This is a genomic window from Moorena sp. SIO3H5 (assembly GCF_010692395.1).
Taxonomy (GTDB): Bacteria; Cyanobacteriota; Cyanobacteriia; order Cyanobacteriales; family Coleofasciculaceae; genus Moorena.
In genome coordinates this window covers 1-24955 of sequence record NZ_JAAHHS010000077.1, presented here as the reverse complement: position 1 = coordinate 24955, position 24955 = coordinate 1, and the positions used below count along the sequence as shown (strand labels likewise).

The 24955-nt window shown below is 43.1% G+C and carries 22 protein-coding genes and 2 pseudogenes; 10 read left to right on the top strand and 14 right to left on the bottom strand.

Annotated features, from left to right (window positions below; translation table 11 throughout):
- Positions 1-755, bottom strand: a 755-nt coding sequence (locus tag F6K52_RS11580; RefSeq protein ID WP_293077540.1) for a histidine kinase dimerization/phosphoacceptor domain-containing protein, incomplete at its 3' end; no start/stop codon positions are given.
- Positions 756-916: 161 nt separating this feature from the next.
- Here F6K52_RS11580 and F6K52_RS11575 point away from each other — a divergent pair.
- The 4 genes from F6K52_RS11575 to F6K52_RS11560 all read left to right on the top strand — a co-directional run bounded on the left by F6K52_RS11575 (position 917) and on the right by F6K52_RS11560 (position 4479).
- Positions 917-2965 carry an alpha/beta fold hydrolase gene (locus tag F6K52_RS11575; RefSeq protein ID WP_293077538.1) on the top strand — a complete coding sequence of 683 codons (2049 nt, stop codon included), beginning with the start codon at positions 917-919 and terminating at the stop codon, positions 2963-2965.
- A gap of 261 nt (positions 2966-3226) precedes the next feature.
- Positions 3227-3475: a hypothetical protein gene (locus F6K52_RS11570; protein WP_293077536.1), complete on the top strand. Its 249-nt coding sequence runs from the start codon at positions 3227-3229 to the stop codon at positions 3473-3475.
- Positions 3476-3676: 201 nt separating this feature from the next.
- The gene (locus F6K52_RS11565) at positions 3677-4270 is read left to right on the top strand and encodes a DUF4058 family protein (RefSeq protein ID WP_293077534.1); all 594 of its coding nucleotides are present in this window, start codon (positions 3677-3679) and stop codon (positions 4268-4270) included.
- On the top strand, positions 4255-4479 hold the full coding sequence (locus F6K52_RS11560; RefSeq protein ID WP_293077532.1) for a DUF4058 family protein: 225 nt from the start codon (positions 4255-4257) through the stop codon (positions 4477-4479). Before F6K52_RS11565 ends, F6K52_RS11560 begins: the two co-directional genes overlap by 16 nt.
- 104 nt (positions 4480-4583) lie before the next feature.
- Here the strand turns inward: F6K52_RS11560 and F6K52_RS11555 are convergent, their stop codons facing one another.
- Positions 4584-6362, bottom strand: a complete 1779-nt coding sequence (locus tag F6K52_RS11555; protein WP_293077530.1) for a DUF262 domain-containing protein — start codon at positions 6360-6362, stop codon at positions 4584-4586.
- A 364-nt stretch (positions 6363-6726) separates the two neighbouring features.
- Between F6K52_RS11555 and F6K52_RS11550 the strand changes: the two genes are divergently transcribed.
- The gene (locus F6K52_RS11550) at positions 6727-7329 is read left to right on the top strand and encodes a Uma2 family endonuclease (protein WP_293077528.1); all 603 of its coding nucleotides are present in this window, start codon (positions 6727-6729) and stop codon (positions 7327-7329) included.
- Between the two features lie 563 nt (positions 7330-7892).
- Here the strand turns inward: F6K52_RS11550 and F6K52_RS11545 are convergent.
- The 3 genes and pseudogenes from F6K52_RS11545 to F6K52_RS11535 form a co-directional block, all read right to left on the bottom strand.
- Positions 7893-9114, bottom strand: a pseudogene (locus F6K52_RS11545) (transposase).
- A gap of 444 nt (positions 9115-9558) precedes the next feature.
- Complete coding sequence (gene rpiA / locus F6K52_RS11540; RefSeq protein WP_293077526.1) at positions 9559-10269, bottom strand: ribose-5-phosphate isomerase RpiA; 711 nt, start codon at positions 10267-10269, stop codon at positions 9559-9561.
- A gap of 334 nt (positions 10270-10603) precedes the next feature.
- Positions 10604-11086 (bottom strand): RNA-binding protein, encoded by a 483-nt coding sequence (locus F6K52_RS11535; RefSeq protein ID WP_293077524.1) that lies wholly within the window; start codon positions 11084-11086, stop codon positions 10604-10606.
- A gap of 387 nt (positions 11087-11473) precedes the next feature.
- Between F6K52_RS11535 and F6K52_RS11530 the strand changes: the two genes are divergently transcribed.
- The 4 genes from F6K52_RS11530 to F6K52_RS11515 all read left to right on the top strand — a co-directional run bounded on the left by F6K52_RS11530 (position 11474) and on the right by F6K52_RS11515 (position 15678).
- Positions 11474-12835 carry a DUF2157 domain-containing protein gene (locus F6K52_RS11530; RefSeq protein ID WP_293077522.1) on the top strand — a complete coding sequence of 454 codons (1362 nt, stop codon included), beginning with the start codon at positions 11474-11476 and terminating at the stop codon, positions 12833-12835.
- Positions 12836-12859: 24 nt separating this feature from the next.
- Positions 12860-13528 (top strand): GDYXXLXY domain-containing protein, encoded by a 669-nt coding sequence (locus tag F6K52_RS11525; RefSeq protein ID WP_293077520.1) that lies wholly within the window; start codon positions 12860-12862, stop codon positions 13526-13528.
- Between the two features lie 375 nt (positions 13529-13903).
- Positions 13904-14782, top strand: a complete 879-nt coding sequence (locus F6K52_RS11520; RefSeq protein WP_293077518.1) for a hypothetical protein — start codon at positions 13904-13906, stop codon at positions 14780-14782.
- Positions 14782-15678, top strand: a complete 897-nt coding sequence (locus tag F6K52_RS11515; protein ID WP_293077516.1) for a hypothetical protein — start codon at positions 14782-14784, stop codon at positions 15676-15678. The genes F6K52_RS11520 and F6K52_RS11515 overlap by 1 nt, the downstream gene beginning before the upstream one ends.
- 150 nt (positions 15679-15828) lie before the next feature.
- Here the strand turns inward: F6K52_RS11515 and F6K52_RS11510 are convergent.
- From F6K52_RS11510 to F6K52_RS11475, 8 genes and pseudogenes are all read right to left on the bottom strand, one after another.
- A pseudogene (locus tag F6K52_RS11510) lies at positions 15829-16676 on the bottom strand (IS630 family transposase).
- A 141-nt stretch (positions 16677-16817) separates the two neighbouring features.
- Entirely contained in the window at positions 16818-18635 is a 1818-nt protein-coding gene (sppA, locus tag F6K52_RS11505) for a signal peptide peptidase SppA (protein ID WP_293077514.1), read from the bottom strand.
- Positions 18636-18716: 81 nt separating this feature from the next.
- Positions 18717-18854: a hypothetical protein gene (locus tag F6K52_RS11500; RefSeq protein WP_293077512.1), complete on the bottom strand. Its 138-nt coding sequence runs from the start codon at positions 18852-18854 to the stop codon at positions 18717-18719.
- Between the two features lie 135 nt (positions 18855-18989).
- A complete protein-coding gene (fni, locus tag F6K52_RS11495) occupies positions 18990-20018 on the bottom strand; it encodes a type 2 isopentenyl-diphosphate Delta-isomerase (RefSeq protein ID WP_293077510.1) in 1029 nt (342 codons plus the stop codon).
- A 35-nt stretch (positions 20019-20053) separates the two neighbouring features.
- Positions 20054-20599 carry a bifunctional pyr operon transcriptional regulator/uracil phosphoribosyltransferase PyrR gene (gene pyrR / locus F6K52_RS11490; protein ID WP_293077507.1) on the bottom strand — a complete coding sequence of 182 codons (546 nt, stop codon included), beginning with the start codon at positions 20597-20599 and terminating at the stop codon, positions 20054-20056.
- A 102-nt stretch (positions 20600-20701) separates the two neighbouring features.
- On the bottom strand, positions 20702-22012 hold the full coding sequence (locus F6K52_RS11485; protein WP_293077505.1) for a peptidoglycan-binding protein: 1311 nt from the start codon (positions 22010-22012) through the stop codon (positions 20702-20704).
- Positions 22013-22194: 182 nt separating this feature from the next.
- A complete protein-coding gene (locus F6K52_RS11480; protein WP_293077503.1) occupies positions 22195-22380 on the bottom strand; it encodes a hypothetical protein in 186 nt (61 codons plus the stop codon).
- A gap of 1162 nt (positions 22381-23542) precedes the next feature.
- Positions 23543-23677, bottom strand: a complete 135-nt coding sequence (locus tag F6K52_RS11475; protein WP_293077501.1) for a hypothetical protein — start codon at positions 23675-23677, stop codon at positions 23543-23545.
- A gap of 211 nt (positions 23678-23888) precedes the next feature.
- On the opposite strand from F6K52_RS11475, the gene F6K52_RS11470 reads away from it, so the two are divergent.
- On the top strand, positions 23889-24638 hold the full coding sequence (locus F6K52_RS11470; protein WP_293077499.1) for a DUF2927 domain-containing protein: 750 nt from the start codon (positions 23889-23891) through the stop codon (positions 24636-24638).
- A 77-nt stretch (positions 24639-24715) separates the two neighbouring features.
- Here F6K52_RS11470 and F6K52_RS11465 read toward each other — a convergent pair.
- On the bottom strand, positions 24716-24955 hold a 240-nt coding region (locus F6K52_RS11465; RefSeq protein ID WP_293077497.1), incomplete at its 5' end, for a hypothetical protein.

The window sequence follows — 24955 nt, the reverse complement described above, 5'->3', positions numbered from 1 at the left end:
AGTCGTTGTGCTAATTCTAGCTGCACATCAAGGGAGGTCAAAGTATGCCCCAATGAATCATGAATATCGCGAGCAATGCGGGTGCGTTCTAAATCTGCGGCTAGCAATTCAACTTCCTGAGTTAAGGCGATTGCTTGCTGACGACTCCTGTACTCAGCTACTAAGGTAAAACAGAGCAGAATAATCAGTATGCTCATAGAAATATAGAGTACAAGGTTATTGAAAATCGTATCTGCAAGCAATACTTGGGGAGCCTCTTGGATCATTTTTACTCGCTGTTCAAAAAGAGCTTTCTGCTCTTCAATTGGGTTTGAGAGATCAGTTAGAAAACCATTCATAAACCACCACGCTAAACCTATATGCCAGGCAATACCGGCTAAAACAACCGTGATGATCACGTCCCGACGACGCAACAGAAAACAGCTTTTGGCTAAGTATATACAGAGAAGGAGATCCAAACCCACCTGACTAAAGATACGTGTTAGTAACAGACAGGCAATTTCGGCAAAGATATAGGCTCGTCGCTGCCACATGGGGCGACGAATTGGAAAGAAAAAGCTCAGAATTGCCAAAACTCCTAATACGCAGAAGACTAGATAGTAACTGTTATTGGCCTCATAGGGCAATGATTTATTCAGGATGGGAAAAATCAGTCTCAGGGTCACCATGACTAAGAATGCCCATTCCACATAGCGCAGGATTTTGGGAATTGAAGGATTAATGGTGGAAACCTGAGGAGTTGTCCGAGCTGACATCAGCTTACCTAATGCTTATGACTGCTTCTACAGCTTATGAAACTTATGGATAAATTTCCATGACAAAGGTCATGTATCTATATGACCTTTCGCTATAGTCAGTTTGAAATGGCCTATTTAATATTGAATTATAAGCAACTATTCAGAGGATACGGTTTATCATGAAACAAGTTCAATTTGGTGCAGGTTTGATGATTTCTATTAGTTTGATGGGTTGCCTTGGCAATCAACCGCTGCCGCTAACGGCAAAAACTGCTAGCGCTGCTAAAAGTCAGACCGCTGTAGCACCGTTACTTCAGCGGGAACTATTCTTTGGCGATCCAGAGATTACGGGTGCCCAGCTTTCCCCCGACGGTAAGTTTCTGGCCTTTCAAAAACCTCTAGACGGCGTGATCAATGTGTGGGTTAAGGGCATCGATGAACCGATGGAAGCTGCTCGTCCAGTCACGGCTGATGCTGAAAGCCCAATTATAATTTACTTTTGGAGCGCCGATGGTCGTTACATTCTCTACGCCCAGGATAAAGGGGGCAATGAGAATTTTCACATTTATGCGGTTGAAGCTAAATCTTTAGGTGAGACTAGCCCGGTAACCCGCGATTTAACCCCTGTAGAGGGGATTACGGCCATGATCTACAGCATTCCTAAACGGACTCCCAACCACATCATTATCGGTCTTAACGAGCGCAATCCCCAGTTTCATGATGTCTATCGTTTGGATTTGACAACAGGCGAGCGGACGCTGCTGATTCAAAATGACGAGAATATTGCCCTCTGGACAACGGATTTAGACGGTAATGTGCGCATCGGCTATCGCCAAAGCCTGGAAGGGGGGCATGAGATTCTGGCGGTGCAAAAAGATGGATTAACACCTGTTTACACCTGTCGAATTGAAGAAACCTGTCGTCCCATTCGATTTCATAAAGATGGCCAACGGGTGTATCTGATCAGCAATCGGGATGGGAATTTAATCCAGTTAGAGCTGCTTAATCTCGAAAGCCAGCAGAGTCAGGTCGTGGAAGTTGATCCTGAAAACCAGGTGGATTTTGGCCGTGCAGTGTTTTCAGAAGCGACTGATGAGTTGATTGCTACCTCCTATGTTGGCGATCGCATCCGCATCTATCCTCAAAACGACAAGATAGCGGCTGATCTAGCGTTTCTGAAACAACAACTGCCCGACGTTGATATTGTGTTGCAATCCCTTACTATCGATGATCGCTTTGCGTTGATTGGAACCCGGAGCGATGTGAATCCCGGGTCTACTTATCTATTTGATCGTAGTACTCAAACCCTGGAAAAACTCTACGATGATCGGCCAGAGCTGCCCAGGGAAAATTTGGCCACCATGCAGCCGATCCGCTATACAGCCCGTGATGGTCTAGAGATTCCAGCCTATCTGACCCTGCCCCAGGGGGTAGACCCAGTGAAGCTACCGGTGATTGTCATGCCCCACGGTGGACCTTGGGGACGAGATATGTGGGGGTACAGGCCGTTTACCCAGTTTCTCGCTAATCGTGGCTACGCCGTTCTCCAACCCAACTTTAGAGGGTCCACTGGCTATGGTAAAGCCTTTCTCAATGCCGGTAACAACGAATGGGGCACGGGTGCAATGCAGCATGACCTGACGGATGGCGTGCAGTATCTGATTGATGCAGGGATTGCCGATCCAGAGCGTGTGGGAATTTTTGGTGTCTCCTATGGAGGCTATGCCACCCTAGCTGGTTTGGCATTTACGCCAGATATTTATGCTGCCGGTGCATCTATGGTGGGGCCATCGAATCTGATTACCTTGCTCAAGTCAATTCCTCCCTATTGGGAGTCGATCAAGGCTTCCTTTGCTCTGCGGGTGGGAGATCCGGATGATCCGAGCGATCGCACCCGTCTAGAAGCCCAGTCACCCCTGTTTTCCGCCGACCAAATTCAAGCCCCGCTGATGGTGGTTCAGGGAGCCAACGATCCCCGAGTTAAGCAAGCGGAGTCAGACCAAATTGTGGCCGCATTGCGAGACAATGGCCGACCGGTGGAATATCTGATTGCCCCCGATGAAGGCCATGGTTTCCGTAAGGAGATCAACTCCCTGGCCATGACCGCTGGATTAGAGAAGTTTTTAGCTGAACATTTAGGCGGACGTTACCAGGCCGAGATGTCTTCAGAGGTACAGGCTCAACTAGAAAAATTAACTGTTGATATTGACACTGTCACAGTTAATTAATCCAGTAAGCCTGAGATTGTTGAACTTGACCCAGCAATCAATTTACCCTGTTTCAGAGACTAAATTCTTGGCTCAGGTTGCAAATATCACGATTCAATTCAATTTGTCAGCAGATGAAACCGTTGACGGACTAACACTTTATCAAGGGGGTCAGGAATTGATTGCATCCAAGGTGAAGTAATTGAATAGATTGAGATTGGGGGCACACTGCTGTGTGTCCCGTGCAAAATTGCTAACGATACTAACGAGGAGCCTCTAGTTATGGAAACAGAAACGACTCAACCTACTGCAAGACAAGTATTAACTCAGACGGCAGCAGGTGCGGCTGCCGGATTACTGGGGGGCATCGCTATCATGTCTATCTATCGATGGATTTGGCATGTAGAGATATCTTTGAATACCATAATGCTTTTAAGCATTGGCTTCTCCATTTACTGTGGAGTGTTATCAGCTTGGCTAGGGAAAAGATTCTGGAATTTACTCGGTACTTTTCTCAGCTCTATCAGCTGATATTTAGTTTGGGGCAAGGCCCCCTTAGAGCTGATTCGTAAAGACAATCATAACAAGTCTGAAAGCCTTGCTATGATTGTCTTTTCGGTATTAAATAGTTCAATTGTTCTATTTTAGCGCAAGCCTTATCCTACAAGGTTTAGTGCGAGTTTACGAATCAGCTCTAAGGAAGTATGTTTACAACTCAAATCAAAATGCTATATGACTAACCCATTTCCAGGGATGAATCCCTACCTTGAACAACCGGAATATTGGTCGGATTTCCACAATCAATTGGTGGCGGCTTTGGCTAGAGCATTAATTCCCAAACTGCTACCTAAATATCGGGTGGTTACGGATAAGTGGGTTTATAAGATTGCTGGCTCAACCAAGATTGCTATTGGTAGACCAGATGTTACGGTTCAACAAAGCCGAGATGCTTCAGCTGCAATGGCTACAGCAGTTGCGGTATCTGAACCGTCAGTTCAACCGATTAAGGTAGCTGTTCCTTTACGAGAAGAAGTCCGACAATCCTACATCGAGGTTAAAGATGTAGCCACTAAGGAAGTGGTGACAGCGATTGAGGTTATCTCCCCTGCCAATAAACCAGGAGAAGGGCGTCAGAAATACGAAGCCAAACGGCAGCAGATATTCGAGAGTATGACTCATTTGGTCGAAATTGACCTGTTGCGAGATGGAGAACCCTTGCCTGTTTCTAACAGCAGTAATCCGAGTCATTATCGGATTTTAGTCAGTCGTTCTAATACCCGTCCCACTGCTGACTTGTACCTTTTTAATTTATGCGATTGGCCGTAGGCCACGCCAAAGGCGAACGCATTCCCTCTTTTCAGCTTCCCCTTCTTCCTGGGGATACGGAACCAGTGGTAGAATTACAGACATTGGTGGATCAGCTTTATGACCAGTTAGGCTATGACTATTTTATTGACTATAGCAGCAATCCACCACTCCCTTGGTCGGAGGATGATGTGGGATCTTGGGCAGGAGATCGCCGAGAAAATTTGTGACTTAGGACACAAATAAATTCTCGACTGTATCAAACCATAGCTGATTAGCCTCAAAATATAGTAAGCTTTTTGGATTCCATGTCGCCCCTAAAGCTATCTAAGTCTTAAAAGCGCTTCGCCAACATAGCAATCTGTTTGGCATTGTTTGCTAGTTCAGTCCCATCACCCTTACGCCAGTATACTTCGTCTCCAACATATGAGAGTTCCTTCTGCGGCAAAATATTAATAAGGATAACACCTAAGCCATAGAATGAATTGAAATCCAGATTTGATAGTACTGAATCCCTAAGTGATGGAGATAAATCAGAATTTTTTATCGCATTTTTCCATTTTGAAAAGTAGTCTTCTTCTGCTATACCTAGGACTTTAGCTTCTCGATTGACTCCAGCAACAAACCGCTTTCCAACCTGTAGACACTCTATATTATCTAGCTCTTTAATTCGATCGGCATCGGCCTTTTTATCAGTCACCCCAATAATTATCTTTCCAGTTTTTTCTGGACCATTATTCGCGATCGCACAGATTGTTTTGATAACCTTGTCAATAAGCTTGTTATCCACATTTCGCTGATGAGAAAGTGAAAGAAGTCCCTGCTTTAGTTCATAGTTAGGTAGCTCAATCTCTGATCTAGTCAACATAGACTCAATCTCAATTATTGAAGGATTATCATAAATCTGTGTTTTATTTTCTTTTTCAATAAAAAAGCCTCGAATTAATCCCTTAACTTGATTGACATTCTTACGCCGCTCTTCAGCTTTCCTAGCCCTCCGGGTTGTGCCTATTCTTGTAGCCAGGTTAGAAATTGCTTTCCTGATACCTGAATAATCAGTGATCTGTTTGCTTTCTTTAACAATTAATTCGTGTAAAGCAATCATCAGAATAGCAAAAACAGATTGACAAGAGTTAGTTTTGTTGTTTTCAAATACAATATCTCTTAGTTTTTCAGATTTTTTTTGATTGCAAATCCTAATAATTTGATCAACACAGTATTTAAATTCGTCAATAAATCGTTGACTGCCATATACTTTAAGAGCATCCAAAATTCTTTCTGATTCATTGCTTCCTTGTTCATAAATCTTATCAAGAGCATCTTTTGATCGCTCAATCATTCTTTTACCTACAATGCACGCAGCTATATCCGCGATACATTGTTCATCCATGCTATCTCGCAAATCCGTTGAGTTCAGAATACCTTGCTTGACCCAAAATACATTATTAGCCTGAACAGTATAGCCCTGTTTAGTCTTTTGTAAATCAATACTGATAGATGGCATCTTTTCCAGAGTCAAAATATCAGTTTCAGTTTGATCTTCCCGAAGGATAGACCCAATTTTTCTGACCATATTAGAAAAATCATTTTGTACACCAGCCTGACGCCTTTCTTGATCACTTAAACGACGGCCATATGTATTGATTCTGTCAAAAACATCATTGACTTCAGTTTCTGTGGCATTACGCATTACTGAAAATGCCAGATTATAGTCTAATATCACGCTAACTTCTTTCTGAGAAAGATATGACTTGGCTTTGGTGTTCGGGTTGAATGATCCTTCATCTGCTCGACTCTTCGCTGTTGGAAAATACTGAAGATCGAAATACTTTTTATCATCTTCAGTACAAAAACCATTTTCTATGAACGACATAATACTGTGCAGTCTTTGCAAACCATCGATAATCTCATAAGTTTCAGGAGGATTATCTAACTCTGCAATTAAAATTGCTGGAATGGGATATTTTTTAATAATTGACTCGATTAGTTTTTGCTTTTCTTTCAAAGTCCAAACCAACTTTCTTTGATACCGACGGTTTACATAAAGCTTGTTTTCGCTGTACCATGTGTAGACAGATTGGATTGATGTAGGTTGGGAAACCAATTCAGCCATTTTATTTATAGTTCTCCATAACACTTGATATCCTATATTATCTAGAGTGCCCTCTTAAGCAGGGTAAATACCATCAAATGGGGATCTACCGAAACTAGTAGGGTGCATCTCCTAAAAGCTGTTTGACTCGGTGGTGCGTTACGGGACGGACTGTTGCAACTGGCGAAGAGGCTGAACATTAGGGATAGCCCGTCCCTAACACACCCTACTCAACTAAAAACCCATATCCATTAAGCGATTGGCCGTAGGCCACGCTACGCGAACACAAGTTAGTTTAACTACCTATAATCCCAATGTAATTCCCCGACGTGAGTTCTTTATATTCTGCTCTCTCGTTATATCTCAATTGCCAGGATAAACGGTTATGTCAAGTCAACTAGAACCCCTACTAAAGCTAATCGTTCCACCATCTTTAGACCTCAAAGTCAGTTACCAACAATTTGAACAATTAGCCACTGCTAACCGAGACCTGAGATTAGAAAGAACTGCCCAGGGAAAATTGATTGTGAATCCACCAACAGGATGGGAAACCGGTAAAAGAAATCTAAGTATTACCAGGCAATTAGGAAATTGGTATGAGGAAAACCCGGAAAAAGGAGAAGCATTTGACTCATCTACCGGATTTGAACTGCCCAATGGCTCCAATCGCTCCCCTGATAGTTCTTGGGTGTCACGTCACCGCTGGGATGCACTGACAGAGGAACAAAAACAAACCTTTCCTAAAGTTTGTCCTGATTTCGTAATTGAGTTGCGATCAAAGTCTGACAGTCTGAAGGAGCTACGGGCAAAAATGCAAGAGTATATTGACAATGGCTTGCGCTTGGGGTGGCTGATTGATCCTCAGAATCAACGGGTTGAAATTTATCGATCAGGACAAAAAACTGAGATTATAGATAATCCAAAAGAGTTATCTGGAGAAGCAGTGCTTCCCGGTTTCAAACTTAAGTTAAAAGGTATTGTAAACTGATGCCCAGGGTAAACCCATCTTACGTTTAACAGCAACTAGAAGATGCTGATAAATTCGTTATTCTCCTGCTCCAAGTTAAGGACAATTGAGCTATCAGCTAATGCGCTACGCCCACGCCTGCGCGTTCAGCTTTTGAATCAGCGATGCAGCGCGGTCTTGGGGGTTTCCCCCATGAGCGACTGCATCAAGACAAGAGGTAAGCATTCGTTTAATACTGAGTTAAATCCCAGCGTCAAAGCCTGTGGCACAGGCGAACGATGTTTTTTTGAAGCGGTCAGCGGTGACCGCTGACCGCTGACTGCTGACAGCTTATGAATTCTTGATAAATTCTTGATTTTCCGGGATTAGCCTTTCTCCCAGGTTAACTTAGTAAAGAAGCAGTTAGGAGAGTTTACGATTATGGAATCCCATGATTTTTTGATGTTAGTTCTGTTACTAAGTCCTGGTATGTTGCTTTCAGCAGTCATCATGCTCACCTTTGCCGCTGGTGGGTGACATACTCCTACACTGACCTTTTCAGGTTCAGTGTAGGCTTCTTTCCAACTCCACCCATTGGTATCGGCTTACGCCGACGCTTCGCGAACGGATACTCGGAAAGCTTTACTGCTGACGGGATGCCCCACCGCCAAGTTTAATATATTAATTGCCGCGTTTATGTCCCTATCCGCTGTGTATCCACAATGAGGGCAAGAATGAATTCGGTCTTTTAATTTCTTTGGAACCTTTTTGCCACAATTAGAACAGTTTTGGCTAGTATTTCGGGGATCCACTGCTTTCGTTACCAGTCCAGCATTCAAGGCCGTAGGCCACGCTACGCGAACGGCTTTGACTGACAGGATTGAGAGGAATTGACCCCACCCAGCATCTAAAACTGATTTTGCCATTTTGGTCTTGGCCAGACCTTTGATATTGAGCTTTTCATGAGCTACCATATCGTGATCATCTAGTAGACCTTTTGCGGTTTTAAAGTGAAAATCTTTCCTGGTATCAGCTACCTTTTTGTGAGCCTTTCCTAGTTTGAATACAGCCTTCTTTCTATTATTACTCCCTTTCTTAGATCGACTAACAGCTTTATGAATTTTCTTAAGTCGTTTGTGAGCTTTCCGATAATACTGAGGGATTTCCACTTCTGTACCATCAGATTTAACCAAAAACGACTTAAGACCCATGTCAATACCAATAGGTTTACTGACGCTATTGATCGGAATGATATCGGGAACAGTATCATCTTGAATCGATAGGGTAACATAATAGCCATCGGCCTTTCGGGTTATCGTAGCTGTTTTTATTTTAAAGCCATCAGGAATTGGTCTATGGTAAATCATTTTGACTTGCCCAAATTTTGGCAAGGTCAACAGATTCCCGTTAATTGGGTTTTTAGAGAGGGAAGGAAAGGTAAAAGAACGGTACCTGTTATTACTCTTGAATCTGGGTCTGCCGCTTCTGTTCCCATTGCAATCCCCCTTCAAAAACCGCTTAAAAGCTAAGTCTACCCTTTTAACGCAGTCTTGCAGAACTTGAGAGTGTATTTCCTCGTACCACGGCCTGCTTTTCTTTAAATCAGGAAGAGTTTTCTTCTGTGAAAAATAGTCTGGATTTTCCCTAAGTTCTGGTAGATGGCAAACAAGAGGACAAGAATTCGCGGCACAACGGTTCTGTTCGTACCAATCAAACCTATCGGCTAACAAGTAATTATACTGGTGGCGCAACATGTCCAGCCACTTTTCTATTTTCGCGATCTGTGATGCGCGTTAATCGCAGTCTGTATTGGTAAGCTAACCTCATTGTTGCCCTCTTGTTTCTCGACCTATTATTATATTAACAAATGTTATGACATGTATCAATGCAAAATGAAATATAAAACAGTTATGATTAGGCTAAATGACGCAGGAAAAACGACAACTTAAACAGGAAGCACCGCCAGTAGCCTGACCTACGGTCAATCCTAGGGGGATGACTTCCTCCGAATTGCTCAGAAGCTTGATAGCTCGTTTTCCTATTCCATGCATATCCTGTGCAAAATTCATCCCACACTCATGGCGTAGCATTGAGTATGGGGCTTCTTTCGCCGGAAAGCTAAACTCGACAAAGTCTCATCAACTACTCTTTAGCGGAAAAATTAGTTAAGCCGTGGGAGATACAGTTAATTGCCTTGGCTTGGGGGAAATACCTTAGTATTTCTATCAAGCAAGAATCCCACGGCACCATGAAGCTTTAGTACTGGATGTGTTAAATTTCCCGGATTACGGTCTGACCATCCTTAACTTCTCCAACTAGAACCAGATCGGTAACCCCAACAAATAAACCATTTTCCAGAACACCAGGAATATTATTGATAGTTTTTTCTAGCTCAGCTGGGTTATCAATGGCGTCAAATTTAACATCAACCACCATATTTCCCTGATCTGTAATCACTGGTCCAGCTTTTTTGACCCCCATGCGCAGTTCCGGTTTACCCCCTAGCTTTTCAATGGCATTCATAACTGGTGTGATTGCCATCGGGATAACTTCTACAGGTAATAAGAAGGTAGACCCCAAGTGGTCAACTATTTTAGTGCTATCCACGACTACGATAAATTGTTTGGCCAGGGAATCTACAATTTTCTCACGGGTGTGGGCAGCGCCACCCCCCTTAATCAAATTTTTCTGGGGATCGACTTCGTCAGCACCATCAATCGCTACATCAATGTGATCCACCGCATCAAGGGTAGTCAAAGGAATACCGTACTGTTTCGCCAAGACTTCTGCCTGGAAAGAGGTGGGGATCCCTACAATATCCTTAATCTCTCCAGAGTTTAAGCGATCGCCTAAAAACTGAATTGCATAGGCAGTCGTTGAACCAGTGCCTAGCCCCACAATCATTCCCGACTGCACCCGCTTGGCAGCTGCTTTGCCAACTTCCTGTTTCATTAGCTTAATGGGGTCAATTTCTGCACTCATAACAACGTTAGTGATTAGTGGTTAGTGGTCAGTGGTTAAAACTTAAGTTTTAGTTCACAATTGATAATTGTAAATCGATTGGGTAACAGACGATGCAAAATTACTTGACCTCCCTTTTAAATCACCATAAACCTATAGGGATTTGCCAGTGTACATGACCCAAAAAAAATAAAAGACTCTCTGTCTGGCAGAATGAGTCAGATATCGATATTAAAGTAGTACTATCAGCAGACTGGAATAACCCAGGCGCTTGGTGATTAGATCTTTTATTCAAAAATTATAATAAGCCCACGCCTCCCTGACGGGTATGGCGTAGGGCTAATCTCACTCAAAATTAAGAGTTAGTAGTTTGAGCCGATAACATTTCTTTCAGCTTTGCCAATTCATTAGCCCAACGGGGATCGGGTTGAATGCCAGCGGGGTCAGATGTAGTCTGTTGATGCTTACGCTTATTAGACTTACTCTTGTTGTTGTTACGGCGAGGGGGGGGAGTGTTGCTGCTAGATGAAGTTGAGTCCTGATTGGGTTTTTCTTTCTCCTTAGATGCTTCTTTCTCTGGATTCTTGGATCGTGGCAGGGCTTTTTCAATTTTCAAGGCAGTATCCTTGAACATATGACCATTGAACTTTTCAATGAATTGATCAGCCTCCTCATCCGTTGCCACCGTGACGAAGCCGAAGCCCCGACATTTACCAGTTTTACGATCTTTAATCACTTTTGTGCTAAAGTTGTCACCGGCTTCAGCAAAAATAGCTTGCAGCTCATCACGGTTTACTTCTTCTTTAGGTAAGTTACCTATGTACAGACGAATGGACATTTAGAGATACCTCCGGGCTATAACAAAAAAAGGAAAAAATTGTTGACACCAGTCACTAGGGTGGATAAGGAGAAATTTGAGGGACGAACACTTACCACGTCTAGACAATCTTCTGACGTACCTTACCAACCTCAACTGAACAGACGGATGTAGTAAAATCAAAACTCCTATATACCACATGATCGGAGCTACTACGACCCACACGTTGACCTTTGCTTTACCATTAGCTCCGATTCTAGTTAACAGTTTTTTACTTACTCTAATCTAATTATTACAGAATGTTTACACCATATCATGGACATAATCAAACATTCAGTCAGTCGGTTAGTGATTATAACATGGTGTATTTCCAGATGAAAGTCTTAAGCTCTAAAAAAATAGGTTGCGATGCCTTCCGATAAATTTCGTCACCAGTTACGTCAAGAAGCACAACAATGGCAAACAGAAGGGTTGATTGATGCTGGCCTATACGCTCAATTAGCGGAACGCTATCAATTTAGTGACCTGGAAGTAGCGGCCCGTAATCGATTCGTCGTAATTTTGCTGGTACTAGGCAGTCTTCTCTTAGGCTTGGGAATGATCACCTTTGTGGCAGCCAACTGGCAAGCCTGGTCTCGGTGGTTGAAAGTGACTTTGCTTCTTAGTGTCTTCTTCGGGATCAACATTGCTGGCTTCTATCTATGGCGAGACCCAACCCAAGGTAGGCAAAGCCGTTTGGGAAAGGGTTTATTACTTTTAGGAGCCCTGACTTTAGGAGCCAATATAGCACTGATGTCCCAAATGTTCCACCAAAGTGGACCACTCTATCAGTTATACCTGATTTGGGGATTAGGAGTCTTAGCCATGGCTTATAGCCTACGCTTGACCCTATTAGGAATGCTGGCAATGGTCTTGATTGGGTTAGGGTATGTGCGAGGAATGTCCCAGCCAGAATTTCTGGCAATCACAGAGTTGTCTTGGCTAAGGCTAATCATACAACATATGCCAGTGTTTGCGGGTTTACTGTTTATTCCCCTGGCTTACTGGTGCCGTTCACGATGGATGTTTCGCTTAAGTGCGATCGCAGTAGTTGTTGCCCTGGAATGGAACTTGATCAACTTCGAGCTATGGCCTTATCCCGGTTGGATTGCTGCGATCGCATGCGCTCTACCACCAGCCTTGTTATGGTCATACGGAGGTTTTTTGGGAAGAATTCAGCCCAACCTCCAGGAATTTAATAGCACAGCCCGCACCCTTGGAATCACCTTCCTCAGCCTATCATGTTATTTTTTGTCTTTCCACGTGTTATGGGATACTTCCCCATCAGTCAAACCCCTAGTTGACGTCACCTCAATACTCCTGGAACCTGCGGTGATTGATAGTCTCATTTTAGGTAGCTTAACGATCTGGGCATGGATAAAACTGTTACGTCGAATGGACTCAACAACTAAGGTTGTGGCTACTATGATTGTGATCAGCGCCCTAGTTCCCTATTGGCATCTCAGTATTGGTATTCTACCGATCATAGCGGTTTTCATCTTCAATCTGCTTTTATTCCTAATCGACATCGGTTTAATCCGCGCCGGACTAGCAGAGGGGAAACGAGGTTTATTTTGGGGTGGCATGGTGCTACTGACGCTGCAAATTTTGAGCCGGATGCTGGAGTACGATACTGGTTTATTAGTCAAATCCATAGTCTTATTCCTGTGTGGGCTAGGTATTATTGGTGCTGGACTATGGTTTGAGCGCTATCTGAATTATGAATTATGAATTATGAATTATGAATTATGAATTATGAGCATTAATTCTGAGTATTCCCGTCCTATACCAAGCTGGCGATTCTGGGTACCTCTTTTATTTCAAACCGCACTAATTATTACTGTTCCCACCCAGGCAATTTACACTACACTGACTGGACAAACTGTCATCCTTCAGACAGCGCCAGTAGACCCTTACGAACTTTTGCGAGGCTATTCCCAAACATTAAGATACGATATCTCTAATCAGGACAACTTACGCAATCTTCCTGGCTGGCAGAAATTGCCCAAGCAACAACCTAATGGCAACAAGGTAACCTTTATCAAGCCTGGTACCCGTTTTTACCTAATTTTAGAAGCACCAGACTCATCCAACTCAACTCAACTACCAATACCCTGGAAACCAGTAGGCTTAACTGCCAAATTACCTTCCAGACTACCAGCTAATCAGATTCCCCTCAAAGGTGTTGCTAACTATGGCTCGATTGAGTATGGATTGGAAACTTACTATATGCCAGAAGACCAACGGGAACAAATTAATGAAGAATTAAATAGTGCTAGGCAAGAGAACTCTAACCTACCGATATCACCACCACCAATTGTGATGGAAATTAAGGTGGATGCTCAAGGGAATGGTTTACCAATCGGAATCTGGGCGCTGGTAAGTAAAGATTCTCAACAGCAGATTCGCAAGTATCGGTTTTAATCGGGAATCGGGAATCGGGAATCGGGAATCGGGAACGGGGTAAATAGTGTAATTCACATTTAACGGTACCCGACTCATGAAAACCGCTATAGCAATGCTAAATCATTTGTAAAATCAGCAAAATCTGGGATTATTGCTGGGCAAGGGTTTTAGCGTTCACTTTGGCCAATATATTTCACGAATCATATAGGACTGCTATATAATGCTTAAATTTTTATAACGCCTCATCTTATTTAGAAACAAAAAGGATATAAATTCCTATGGATAGTTGAGTCAACCATCAAAGTTACTTTGCATCAAAGGATCTAAGGTGACTTTAATGGTGACTTAATCATGAATAACTGTTAGATATATCTGGAGAAAATACGTAGCAGGATGAAAGTTTTCAGAGTTTTGGAAGTTTCTGTAATTAAGATAAGTGAGTCTCCCCTTGTACTCAGTATTCAAGCAGATGGGCTTGCTGCCACTTCTGGCTGGACAAATCCCCGGTTAGACAACTCAGTAGACCCCAATCCAGATGATTCTGTCCTAGAATTCAGTTTTGATGCTGATAAACCGTCAGGTATTAGTCTTCCAAGACTGACGCCAATCACGGCTTGTGTTGACTTTTCACCGACCAATGGTGCAGATGCGGTAATTGTTTCTGCCCGAATCAATTCTATTACGGTTCATGCTGCTGAGTTCCTCAAGCCTGGCGAGTCAAGCCCTCGACCGACGACATTGGCAGTAGGAGAAGAGGAACCTACGACACGGGCATACGGAGAGGAAGAGCCTCAAGTTACGACACAGGCACTAGGAGAGGAAGAGCCTCAAGTTACGACACAGGCACTAGGAGAGGAAGAGCCTCAACCGACTACACGGGCATACGGAGAGGAAGATCCTCGATTTAGTACACAAGCTCAACCAACTACACAGGCATACGGAGAGGAAGAGCCTCAACCAACTACACGGGCATACGGAGAGGAAGAGCCTCGATTTACTACACAGGCATACGGAGAGGAAGAGCCTCAAACGACTACATTAGCATTGGGAGAGGAAGATCCTCGATTTACTATACAAGCTCAACCGACTACACGGGCATACGGAGAGGAAGCTCCTCAACCGACTACACGGGCATACGGAGAGGAAGATCCTCAAGTCACTACACAGGCACTAGGAGAGGAAGAGCCTCAACCGACAACAAAGGCAGTAGGAGAGGAAGGACAAACAACTCTAGCACTGGGTGAAGAGAGTAGTCCATTTGGTCGGTACTAATGATTAAATCAGCAGATGGTGGATGTTTGCTTGTTGCAGGTGGGGAGTTAGATCCAAATCTGACTCGGTTGATTGAAGTTGCTCAAGGTCAACAAGTCCCGATTTGCGATTTACGCCATGGGCAAGAAGAAAGTCCGAAATTTTCATGGCATTTTACCCAAAGGCATCCCAGAGTTGAGGCTCCAGTTCTGTCTGTAACCGGAGCTTTTATTCGGTATGACGTTTTTGGTAATATTAACGCTCCGAACTCTGGGGCATCACAACGGGCATCGGGTTGGTATCAAACCCTCTATGGTTGGTTGCTATCCCAAAACCATATCCGGTTGTTCAATCGTCACCATGTACCTGCAGTTGGCAATAAGCCAGCAATGCTGATCCTAGCGCAACAGTTAGGTTTGCAAACCCCTGATACTTGGATCACCAACGAAGCTGAGGAATTGGGAAAATATTCTGCGGGGAGTGCGATTGCTAAACCCGTTGCTGGGGGTGATTTTTGTTATTCCCTAGAGCAATTGTACTCCTCTATCCAGTTTCGTAATGGTTGTGCTGCGATGCCAGCCATTGTCCAAAATCGTTTAGTAGCGCCAGAAGTACGGATCTATGTCGTAGGGAATCATGCCTTTGCTTTTGAAATCCGTAGTCAGCATCTAGATTATCGGGTTAAACCAGATGCTGAGGTGATTCCACTCGAAACAGTTCCCCAAGAAGTAGAGTTGCTACGTAAATTAATGGTCGCTTTACAGATGGATTTTGGGGCGGCTGACTTCAAAACCGATCCACACACCAAGCAACTTGTATTTTTGGAACTCAATAGTTCTCCAATGTTTGTTAGGTTCGATCAAGTTTTGAATGGGGCGCTATGTGAAGCAATGATTGAGACTTTAGTCGTTTCTTGAGGATTAGGTCAGCGAAGTGTTGCTTTCGATTTCTAGCTGAATCTTAAAAAACTTTAAGGAATCTCAATCTCAAACAGTTTTGAATTAAGAAGGTATAATTCCAAAGTCTACCTTCTTAATTCTATAGTCATTCTGAATTAAACTGGGACATTAACAGTTACAATAATCTCTAATTATATCATCAATAGATTTATCTTTTCCTTCGTACATTCTTTTCTTCTTTAATGCACCAAAGTCGTGTTCTATATCATTTAAATCTGGAGAGTATTTAGGGAGAAATATGACTTCATGCCCAAGGCCGGCAACTAAGTCCTTAATCAGGGTCTTTCTGTGAATTGGTGCATTGTCCATGATTAGCACTGATTTTCGCTCAAGTGATGGCAATAAATATTTTTCTAGCCATCCCTCAAACCCAACAGCATTTAAGCTTCCTTCAAAAATCATTGGGGCAATTAAATCTTTCTTTCTTTTTCTTCTTCCTGCCACCAAGTTTTCTCTTTTTTTCCTTTTACCTTGTTTGTTCCCTATTACTTTTTTCCCTCTCTTTGACCAAGCATATAGACATGCTTGAACTTCCTCAAATCCACTCTCGTCAATATATACAAGGCTTTCTATTCCATGCTTTTTAATCAACTCTCTTAGTAATCTATAGTAGTTTATTCTTTCTTGTCTATTTCTTTCTCGATACCTTAACTCTTTTTTTTTTGTGTGATTTTCATCTGACGCAATGCATAAGCAATTGAACTAATATTAACTCCAAACTTTTGAGCGCGATCGCATAATCTTAAATCTGGATTGTCTTTCACATCTTGTTCTAATGCATGCCAATCTAATTTTCGCTTACGCCGTGTGACTTTTGTCGGTTTTAAATCCACTCTTGCTAGCCACCTATAGATTGTAGAGCGTCCCACTTTATAGATTATAGCAGCCGATAAAATACTTCCTCCGTGTTCAATATAGTCAATGACTTTTGTTCGTAAATCTAGACTGTAAGACATTTTTTAAATGATTTATTCTGGTTTTTCTTTTACTCTTTATATTGTACCACTCTTATTCAAAATTACTATACCTTCTTAATTCTACATTCTGCATTCTGAAAGACAACCTTGGCCAAAAGGCCACGCGTGCGCGTTCAACCCTTAATCAATCCGCCAGTTAAACGGCAAAATAGAATAAATCCCCTTAGGGTCATTCAAGGTTGTTAAAATTGCCAAATCCTCCTTTAGCTTAAGCAATTCTGTAGTTAGTGGCTCAGGTAATTGTCGGCTTGTGACCCTAACATCATTAGTCAGGGTCTTCAGAATCATTTCCTCGAAACTAGGAATTTTTGGATACTCTTCTACTTTCCAATCATTCTTTAACTTAGCTTGCTTAGCTGCATACTTAATAGCATCATTAATACCCCCAATCTCATCAACTAAACCTATCTCCTTGGCGTCTATACCTGACCAAACCCGTCCCTGAGCAATATCTTTCACCTTGCCCTTAGGCAATTTACGTGACTCTGCTACCTTGTCAATGAACTGGTCATAAATCTGATTAACCATGGTTTGGTAGATTGCCAACTCTTGGTCTGTTTTGGGACGGACAGTACTTTGAATATCCGCTAAAGAAGCTGTTTGTACAATATCCCAGGTCAGACCATTGTTGTTAGCTAATTCTTGGATATTAAAAAGTACACCAAAGACACCAATAGAACCAGTGATAGTATTTGGCTCAGCAAAAATTCGGTCGCTATAGGTAGAAATCCAGTAGCCACCAGAAGCTGCCACATTGCCCATAGACACAATCACTGGCTTTTCTTGACGGAGCAGCCGCACTTCCCGTTGAATAATCTCAGAGGCTGTAGCACTGCCACCAGGACTATTAACCCTGAGCACTACTGCTTTAATATCTTTATCCAGCCGTAGCTCGCGCAGCTGTTTAGCAAAGCGTTCACCCCCTACTTGCTCAAGGTTTCCCTGACCGTCAACAATGCTACCCTCGGCATAAACTACGGCAATTTTATGCTTAGACTTGCGATTTTTAGAGTAAGGACTTTTCGCACTAGCGTAAGTAGCCAGCTTAATTTTCCGGAACGATTTATCCTTTTCGTTTTCTCCAGTAAGCTCCTTGAGAGCAGCAATCACCTCATCGAAGTATCCAACTTGATCCACCAAACCTTGAGTTTTGGCCTCTGATGCGATCAACATCCCTTTAGTATTAGCGATCGCTTGCAAGGTCTTGGGAGTAATCTCACGACTTTTCCCCACAGTTGTCAAAAATTCATTCCAAATATCATCTAACAATTCTCGAGTCTGTTCCCGACTTTCAGGACTGAGCTGTTTGAGCAAGAACGGTTCAACTGCGGACTTGTACTTGCCAACTCGAACTACCTGAACACCAATACCATACTTCTGGAGAGCTCCGGTCAGAAAAAGTTGGGCAGAGTTCAAGCCATTGATTTCTACAACTCCCATCGGGTTAAGAATTATCGTATCCGCAACTGAGCTAAGATAGTATTCCCGTTCTCCCAAATCTACGTCATAGGCAATAATTTTTTTCCCAGCAGCTCGGAAACGTTCCAGAGCCTCCCTTACCTCCTTGAGATTTGCCAAGCCAGTGTTCCCAACAGTTTTAGATGCAGCTCCATCCAGGTAGATGGCAACAATGCGCTTATCCTTAGTTGCCTTATCCAGAGTATCGAGCACCTTGCGCAAAGGGATGATATTGGTTTGTTGACCCGATAACACCTCTTCAATCACTTCACTAGTGCTTGAGGTAGGATTGGTATCGCTGATATTGACGGATAAATCAAACACCAGTACTGATTTATCTTGAACCTGTGGTCCTGTATCTTTGGATGCTACTGCAATCAGTAGAAACAGGAATCCACTAGTAGCTAAACTAAAAAATAGAATTAAACCGGCAAGACTTCCTACTAGGCTGGCAAATGTTTGTTGGAGAAATTGACGCATTTGGTAAAGGATTAAGGGGATTAAGGATGAAGGATTAAGGATAGCATTTATCAATCAGCTGAGGTGCTTTTATTCTTGGTTTTAGGGAGCAGGGAGCAGGGAGCAGGGAGCAGGGAGCAGGGAGCAGGTAGCAGGTAGCAGGTAGCAGGTAGCAGGTAGCAGGTAGCAGGGAGCAGGGAGCAGGGAGCAGGGAGCAATAAAAAAATATATGCACCTCATTAGATTAGTAAAAGCTAGGTTAATGATCAAGTCTATATTGATGAAGTATTTAAGGATTAAGGCCGTTGAGCTATTAGCCATTCCCGATTCCCGATTCCCTATTCTCTATTCCCGATTCCCTATTCCCTATTACAACTATGCTAACTTTTTTAAAGCGTTGGATTGCTTGAGATCAGACAACGTAGCATTACCGGTGCAGAATAGAGCGGTAGTAATTTCTGCCATTAACAGTTGCACTAAGGCATCAAGGGCATCTACTGACTCAGCTGCTGCTTGCAGGAATGGTAATGCTAGACCAGCAATATCGGCTCCTAATGCGATCGCTTTTGCCACATCTAAACCATTGCGCAATCCACCAGATGCAATTAAGGGAATGTCGGGGGCAATAGCTCGAATACTGGTAATGCACTCAGCGGTTGGTAAACCCCAGTCACCAAAGGTCTGTCCTAACCGACGCTGATGAGCCGTTAATCCTCGCTCACTTTCTACCTTTGCCCAAGAGGTGCCACCCGCACCTGCAACATCAATAGCGGTAACACCAGCCTCCAGCAACTTCTGGGCCATAGCTGCTGAGATGCCATTACCCACTTCTTTAGCAATCACTGGTACCGTTAACTTACTGCATAAACCATGAATTTTGTCAAGTAAACCCTTGAAATTAGTATCTCCATTAGCTTGAATGCACTCCTGCAAGGGATTGATGTGCAAAATCAGCGCATCTGCTGTTAACAGGTCAACCACCTTTTGGCATTCTTCTACTCCATAACTGTAGTTAAGCTGAACCGCACCGATGTTGGCAAATAGGATAATATCTGGAGCTTGGGAGCGCACCGCAAAGGTATGACCAACCTCGGGTTTTTCCACAGCTACTCGCTGAGAACCAACCCCCATGGCTAGTTTGTAATGTTGGGCAACCTCAGCCAGACGAAAATTAATCGTTTTTGCCTGTTCAGTACCACCAGTCATAGAAGAAATCAACAATGGTGCTCCCAAGGATTTCCCCAGAAATTTAGTAGATATGTCAATCTCACTGCGGTTTAGTTCTGGTAAGCAACAGTGAGTGAAGCGGTACCTTTCCAGTCCATTGGTATTGGCACGAAATTGAACATCTTCATCGAGACAAATCCTGATGTGGTCAGCCTTTCGCTGTTGGGTTTGGGTCATAACAATTTGGAAAATAAGAGCAATCTGATCACGATTCAGGGGCTAATTACTTTAATTAATTCCACTCCATCCCGACCATCATTATCGTTTAGATAAACCTTTACCTGTTCTTCGGCGGATGTGGGGAGTAGCTTGCCGGTAAAATCTGGACTAATCGGCAGTTCCCGATGTCCTCGGTCTACTAGCACTAATAATTTAATCGTTTGGGGTCTACCATACTCAAGCACCGCGTTTAAAGCAGCACGAATGGTACGTCCTCTATAAATGACATCATCTACCAACACCACTATCTTACAATCAAGATCGAAGGGAATATTTGTTTTTGCCGGGGTACGGATACCAATTTGATCAAGATCATCTCGATAAAAGGTGATATCCAAGGCTCCCACTGGCACACTGACCTGCTCTAGGGTTTCAATCTGACGTCCTAGCAACTCAGCTAAAGGAACACCTCTGGTATATATACCAACCAGTGCTAGTTTGGACAAATCACTCACTTGTTCGATCACTTGAGATGCCAAACGATTGACTGTACGGCGCAGTTCTTCAGCTGATAGGATTTCAATGGTTTGAGTAGGCATCCTGATTTATTAAAAATTTCAGCAGGATACCCCGCCCACACTCCTATAGTTAGGCGAGGACAGGGCTGTCAAGGTTTTGAGATTATACCAGACGTTCAGCGATTACCGTGGAGCAAGAGATGAAAAGGTTCTAGCATCAGCAATTCCACTGGGTAATAAGCCTTTGTCCCGTTGATATCGCTTCAGGGCTGCCTCTGTGGCTGGTCCAAATACGCCATCTTTTAGTCCTTCATAGTAGCCTAGGTAAATCAAGCGATTCTGAAGGCTATTCACTCTTGTGCCACGACTACCTCGTTTTAATGGAGTAATGATGCTAGCAGCAACGGCAATACCAGAAGAATTGCCCCGTAGTGCTGATAAGGTACGAGAGTCAGCAATGCCATTTGCTGGCAGTTCCCGAGAAAGCTGATACTCTTTGACTGCGGTCTCAGTTAACTTACCATAGTATCCTGTTACTGGCCCTTTGTAAAATCCCAACTCTGTGAGGCGATTTTGCAGTTTTGTCACCGATTCCCCATTGCTGCCTGGTCGCAACTCAGTCACATTGGTAAGAATATCCTTATCATTAGGATTTTTGGCTAAGTCTGACAAAGTCCGAGAGTCAGCAATACCAGTCACTGGTAGTCCCCTATTGCGCTGGAAGTTTCTGACCCCTCCTTCAGTCAAACGACCGTAGAATCCCGTTACTGGACCGTTGTAGACTTTCAACTCCTTCATGCGCTGTTGCAGTTTGGTCACAGCAGTTCCTCTGTTACCTCGCCGTAACTCAGTGGCGGTGTTGATCGAACCACCATTGATTACCAACAATGTGTTTGGTCCAGCCACACCATCCACAGGTAATCCCTTGGCTCGCTGAAATTTAATTACCGCTGCTTGGGTCATGCGTCCGTAATAGCCAGTGATCGGACCATTAAAAAATTCCAAGGTTGTCAACTTCTTTTGTAGATCGCTGACTACCGTTCCTCTACTACCGCGTTTGAGCTGTGTGTTTGTTGGTAGACTAATATCAGTACCAGCATTTTTATATAACGCTGCTAGGGTTTTTGGTCCAGCCACACCATCTATTGGTAGTCCCTTCTTTTGCTGAAAGATAGCAACATAAGACTGGGTTAACATGTCATAGTTGCCAGTAATCCGACCTTTATAAAAGCCAGCCGCTGCCAACTCTCTCTGAAGAGAAGTAACCTGTGCTCCACGGCTGCCTTTTTGAAGCACTTTAGCACTGGCATTAGCAGCGGTACTGAGGATGGTTAGGGCAATTGCGATCGCACTAATCTTGATCCAAGCTGAACTAGGAATAGTGGGAGTGTTTAGCCCATCCAACCATCGAATTAAACCATTATCATCTTGCCACTGAAAATTATCCGCGTCTTCATAGGACTCGGCAAGATTAACGCAGACTAAGCTTTCCATCGCTTTCCTACCAATTTTTTTTTTATGATAGCCAGTTATCTAGCAATATTTGTATTGTGTTAATAACACTACTATCTTAATAGACATCACTCTTGCTCACGTCAACCCCAGTTACCTTCATCGGTCATAACTGCTGATCCGATCATCCCTTTACCCGATCACCCGTTTACCTGATCACTCCTTCAGCAGTTCCCAGGTAATATAGCGTTTCTAGGACTCATGAGGTACACATTAGTTTTTACATCTTCCCTCTTCTGTCTTCCCTCTTCCCTCTTCTGTCTTCCCTCTTCCCTCTTCCCTGCTCCCTGCTCCCTGCTCCCGTCTTGATGCAGTCGCTCATGGGGGAAACCCCCAAGACCGCGCTGCATCGCTGCTCCCTAAAAACCAGAAATTTGTAACTGACAAGTTGTAGAACTGCTATATCTTTGATCCCAACAATGAGCAATCTTTAAGGAGTAATCTTTTAGCAATCTTTCCGGATGTAGTCAATTTCCGGCTGGATTTAAGAGTTATAACGGATGTGGTAAAGGTAAATCTCCCGGATAATTACCTTCAAAAGGTAAATCTCCTGGATATTTCCCCCAGCAGTAAGCTGGGGGTTTTTATTGTAATTGCGTCGTACAGTGATCGGATCGCCTCAGAAGTCTTGAACAGGGAATAGGGAATAGGGAATAGGGAATAGGGAATAGGGAATAGGAAATAGGTAAGAAGTAGTTTTCGAGGCTTAAGAGTATCGTTAACTACATTTTTGAGCCTGGTCTTGATGCAGGCGTGAGCGACTGCATCAAGATGGGAAGAGAAAAGCCAAGTTTGACAAAGCTTTTGGCAATTTATCCCTCACCATTATTTGTAAATACCCGCGCGCTTATTGCTATAGAGCAACCCAATTCTCTAGATTAATTCCAAAGGGGATGACCATGCTTAAGTTTTGTTGGCCCATCCTCAAGTCATATATTCTCAGTCTCTTGGTTTTTTTGAGCCCAACCATGAAATCTTTCCGGAGCTAGTCAATTTCGGGCTGGATTTAAGAAATATAACGGATGTGATCAAAGTAAATCTGTTCGATAATTACCCTCAAAAGGTAAATCTCCTGGATTTTGCCCCCTGCTGACTGCTGGGGGTTTTTATTTTGAGCGGCGCTCTACAGTGATGCGATCGCGGATCATCACTGTGCCAAAACCCCCTCTGAGCAACCTGACGCTCTAGATTAATTCCAAAGGGGATGACCATGCTTAAGTTTTGTTGGCCCATCCTCAAGTCATATATTCTCAGTCTCTTGGTTTTTTTGAGCCCAACCATGAAATCTTTCCGGAGCTAGTCAATTTAGGGCTGGATTTAAGAAATATAACGGATGTGATCAAAGTAAATCTGTTCGATAATTACCCTCAAAAGGTAAATCTCCTGGATTTTGCCCCCTGCTGACTGCTGGGGGTTTTTAATATGATCGGCTCTCTACAGTAATGGGATCGCGGCTCATAACTGTGCCAAAACCGCCTGTGAACAACCTGACTTTTAGGTGCGCTCTTACGATTAAGAATTAAATTCACCACGGGTCGCACGTCTAGATTCATCTACTTGTCCATTGGGGATGACCATGCCTAATTTTTGTTTGCCAATCCTCAAGTCATATATTCTGAGTTTATTCGGTTTAATGAACCCAACCATGATCAATCTTTCCGGATGTAGTCAATTTCCTGGCGGATTTAAGAGTTATAACGGATGTGATCAAAGTAAATCTCCTGGATAATTTTCCTCAGCTGACTGCTGGGGTTTTTTTTGATCGGCACTCCACAGTAATGCGATCGCGGATCATCACTGTGGTAAAACCCCCTCGCTTATCAACCTAACTCTCCAGATTAATCTACTTTCTTTACGGATGACCATGCGTAATTTTTGTTTGCCAATCGTCAAGTCTGTTATTCTGAGTTTCTTAGGTTTTTTGATCCCATCTACCTATCAACCACCCACTTATGGGAATAATTATGAGCTAAGTAGGACACAACCGACTCTCCAATCAATTGAAAACAAAAACTATACTCAAGCTCAAATTGATTATTTTTTAGAAATTGCCTTAGGCTCAGAATACGGCTTCTCTAATCCTACTATCAAAAAATGGGATAGGAATGTGAGGATTAAGGTTATCGGCTTGCCAACCCCTGAAGATTGGCAGACTTTGTCAACCGTTATTGATGAAATAAATAGCATTACCAAAGATGCTATTCAAATAAGTTTTGATGATAATGATCCCAATTTAAAGATTTATTTTGTTCCCGAATACGAGTTTCGTCGCTATGAGCCTAACTATCGACCGGTCAATTTTGGGTTTGTTCGGACTTGGTGGAATAACCAAGTTATTTATAAGTCAAGAATTATGATTTCTACAACTAGTATTACCCAAAAGGCACGGTCTCACCTAATCCGAGAAGAGCTCACCCAATCTATAGGACTGATGAGGGATTCCTATAAATACAGAAATAGTGTATTTTTCCAAGGCTGGACTGATACTACCGAATATGCTGAGATTGATCAAGCTGTCATAGAAATGCTATATAGACCAGAAATTCGTCCCGGAATGACTAAAGCAGAAGTGATCAATGTTATCAATAACCTCAGGTTTGAGAGGTAATCCTAGCCGTAAGGTGCTTTATTAATGCACCTTACAAGTAGAGTTACTGGGTAAGTCCTGTCCTATAAAGATTCAGATTAAAATAATTTAGAGGTAGTGTAAGGACCATAGACCCAATTGCCGCTGCTCAGCTGTAGCCAATTCCCATTTTTAGCAACCACAGGTTTGAGTACAGAGCCACTGCTTACACAGGTAACAGCCTGACCAGTACCAGGACCAGGGAGTGCTTTCAAACACCCACCATTAGGAGTCTTGACTTTGATTCCTGATTCCAAAGTCGGACTACCGCCACCGCCTTCACTACTTTCATCAAATAA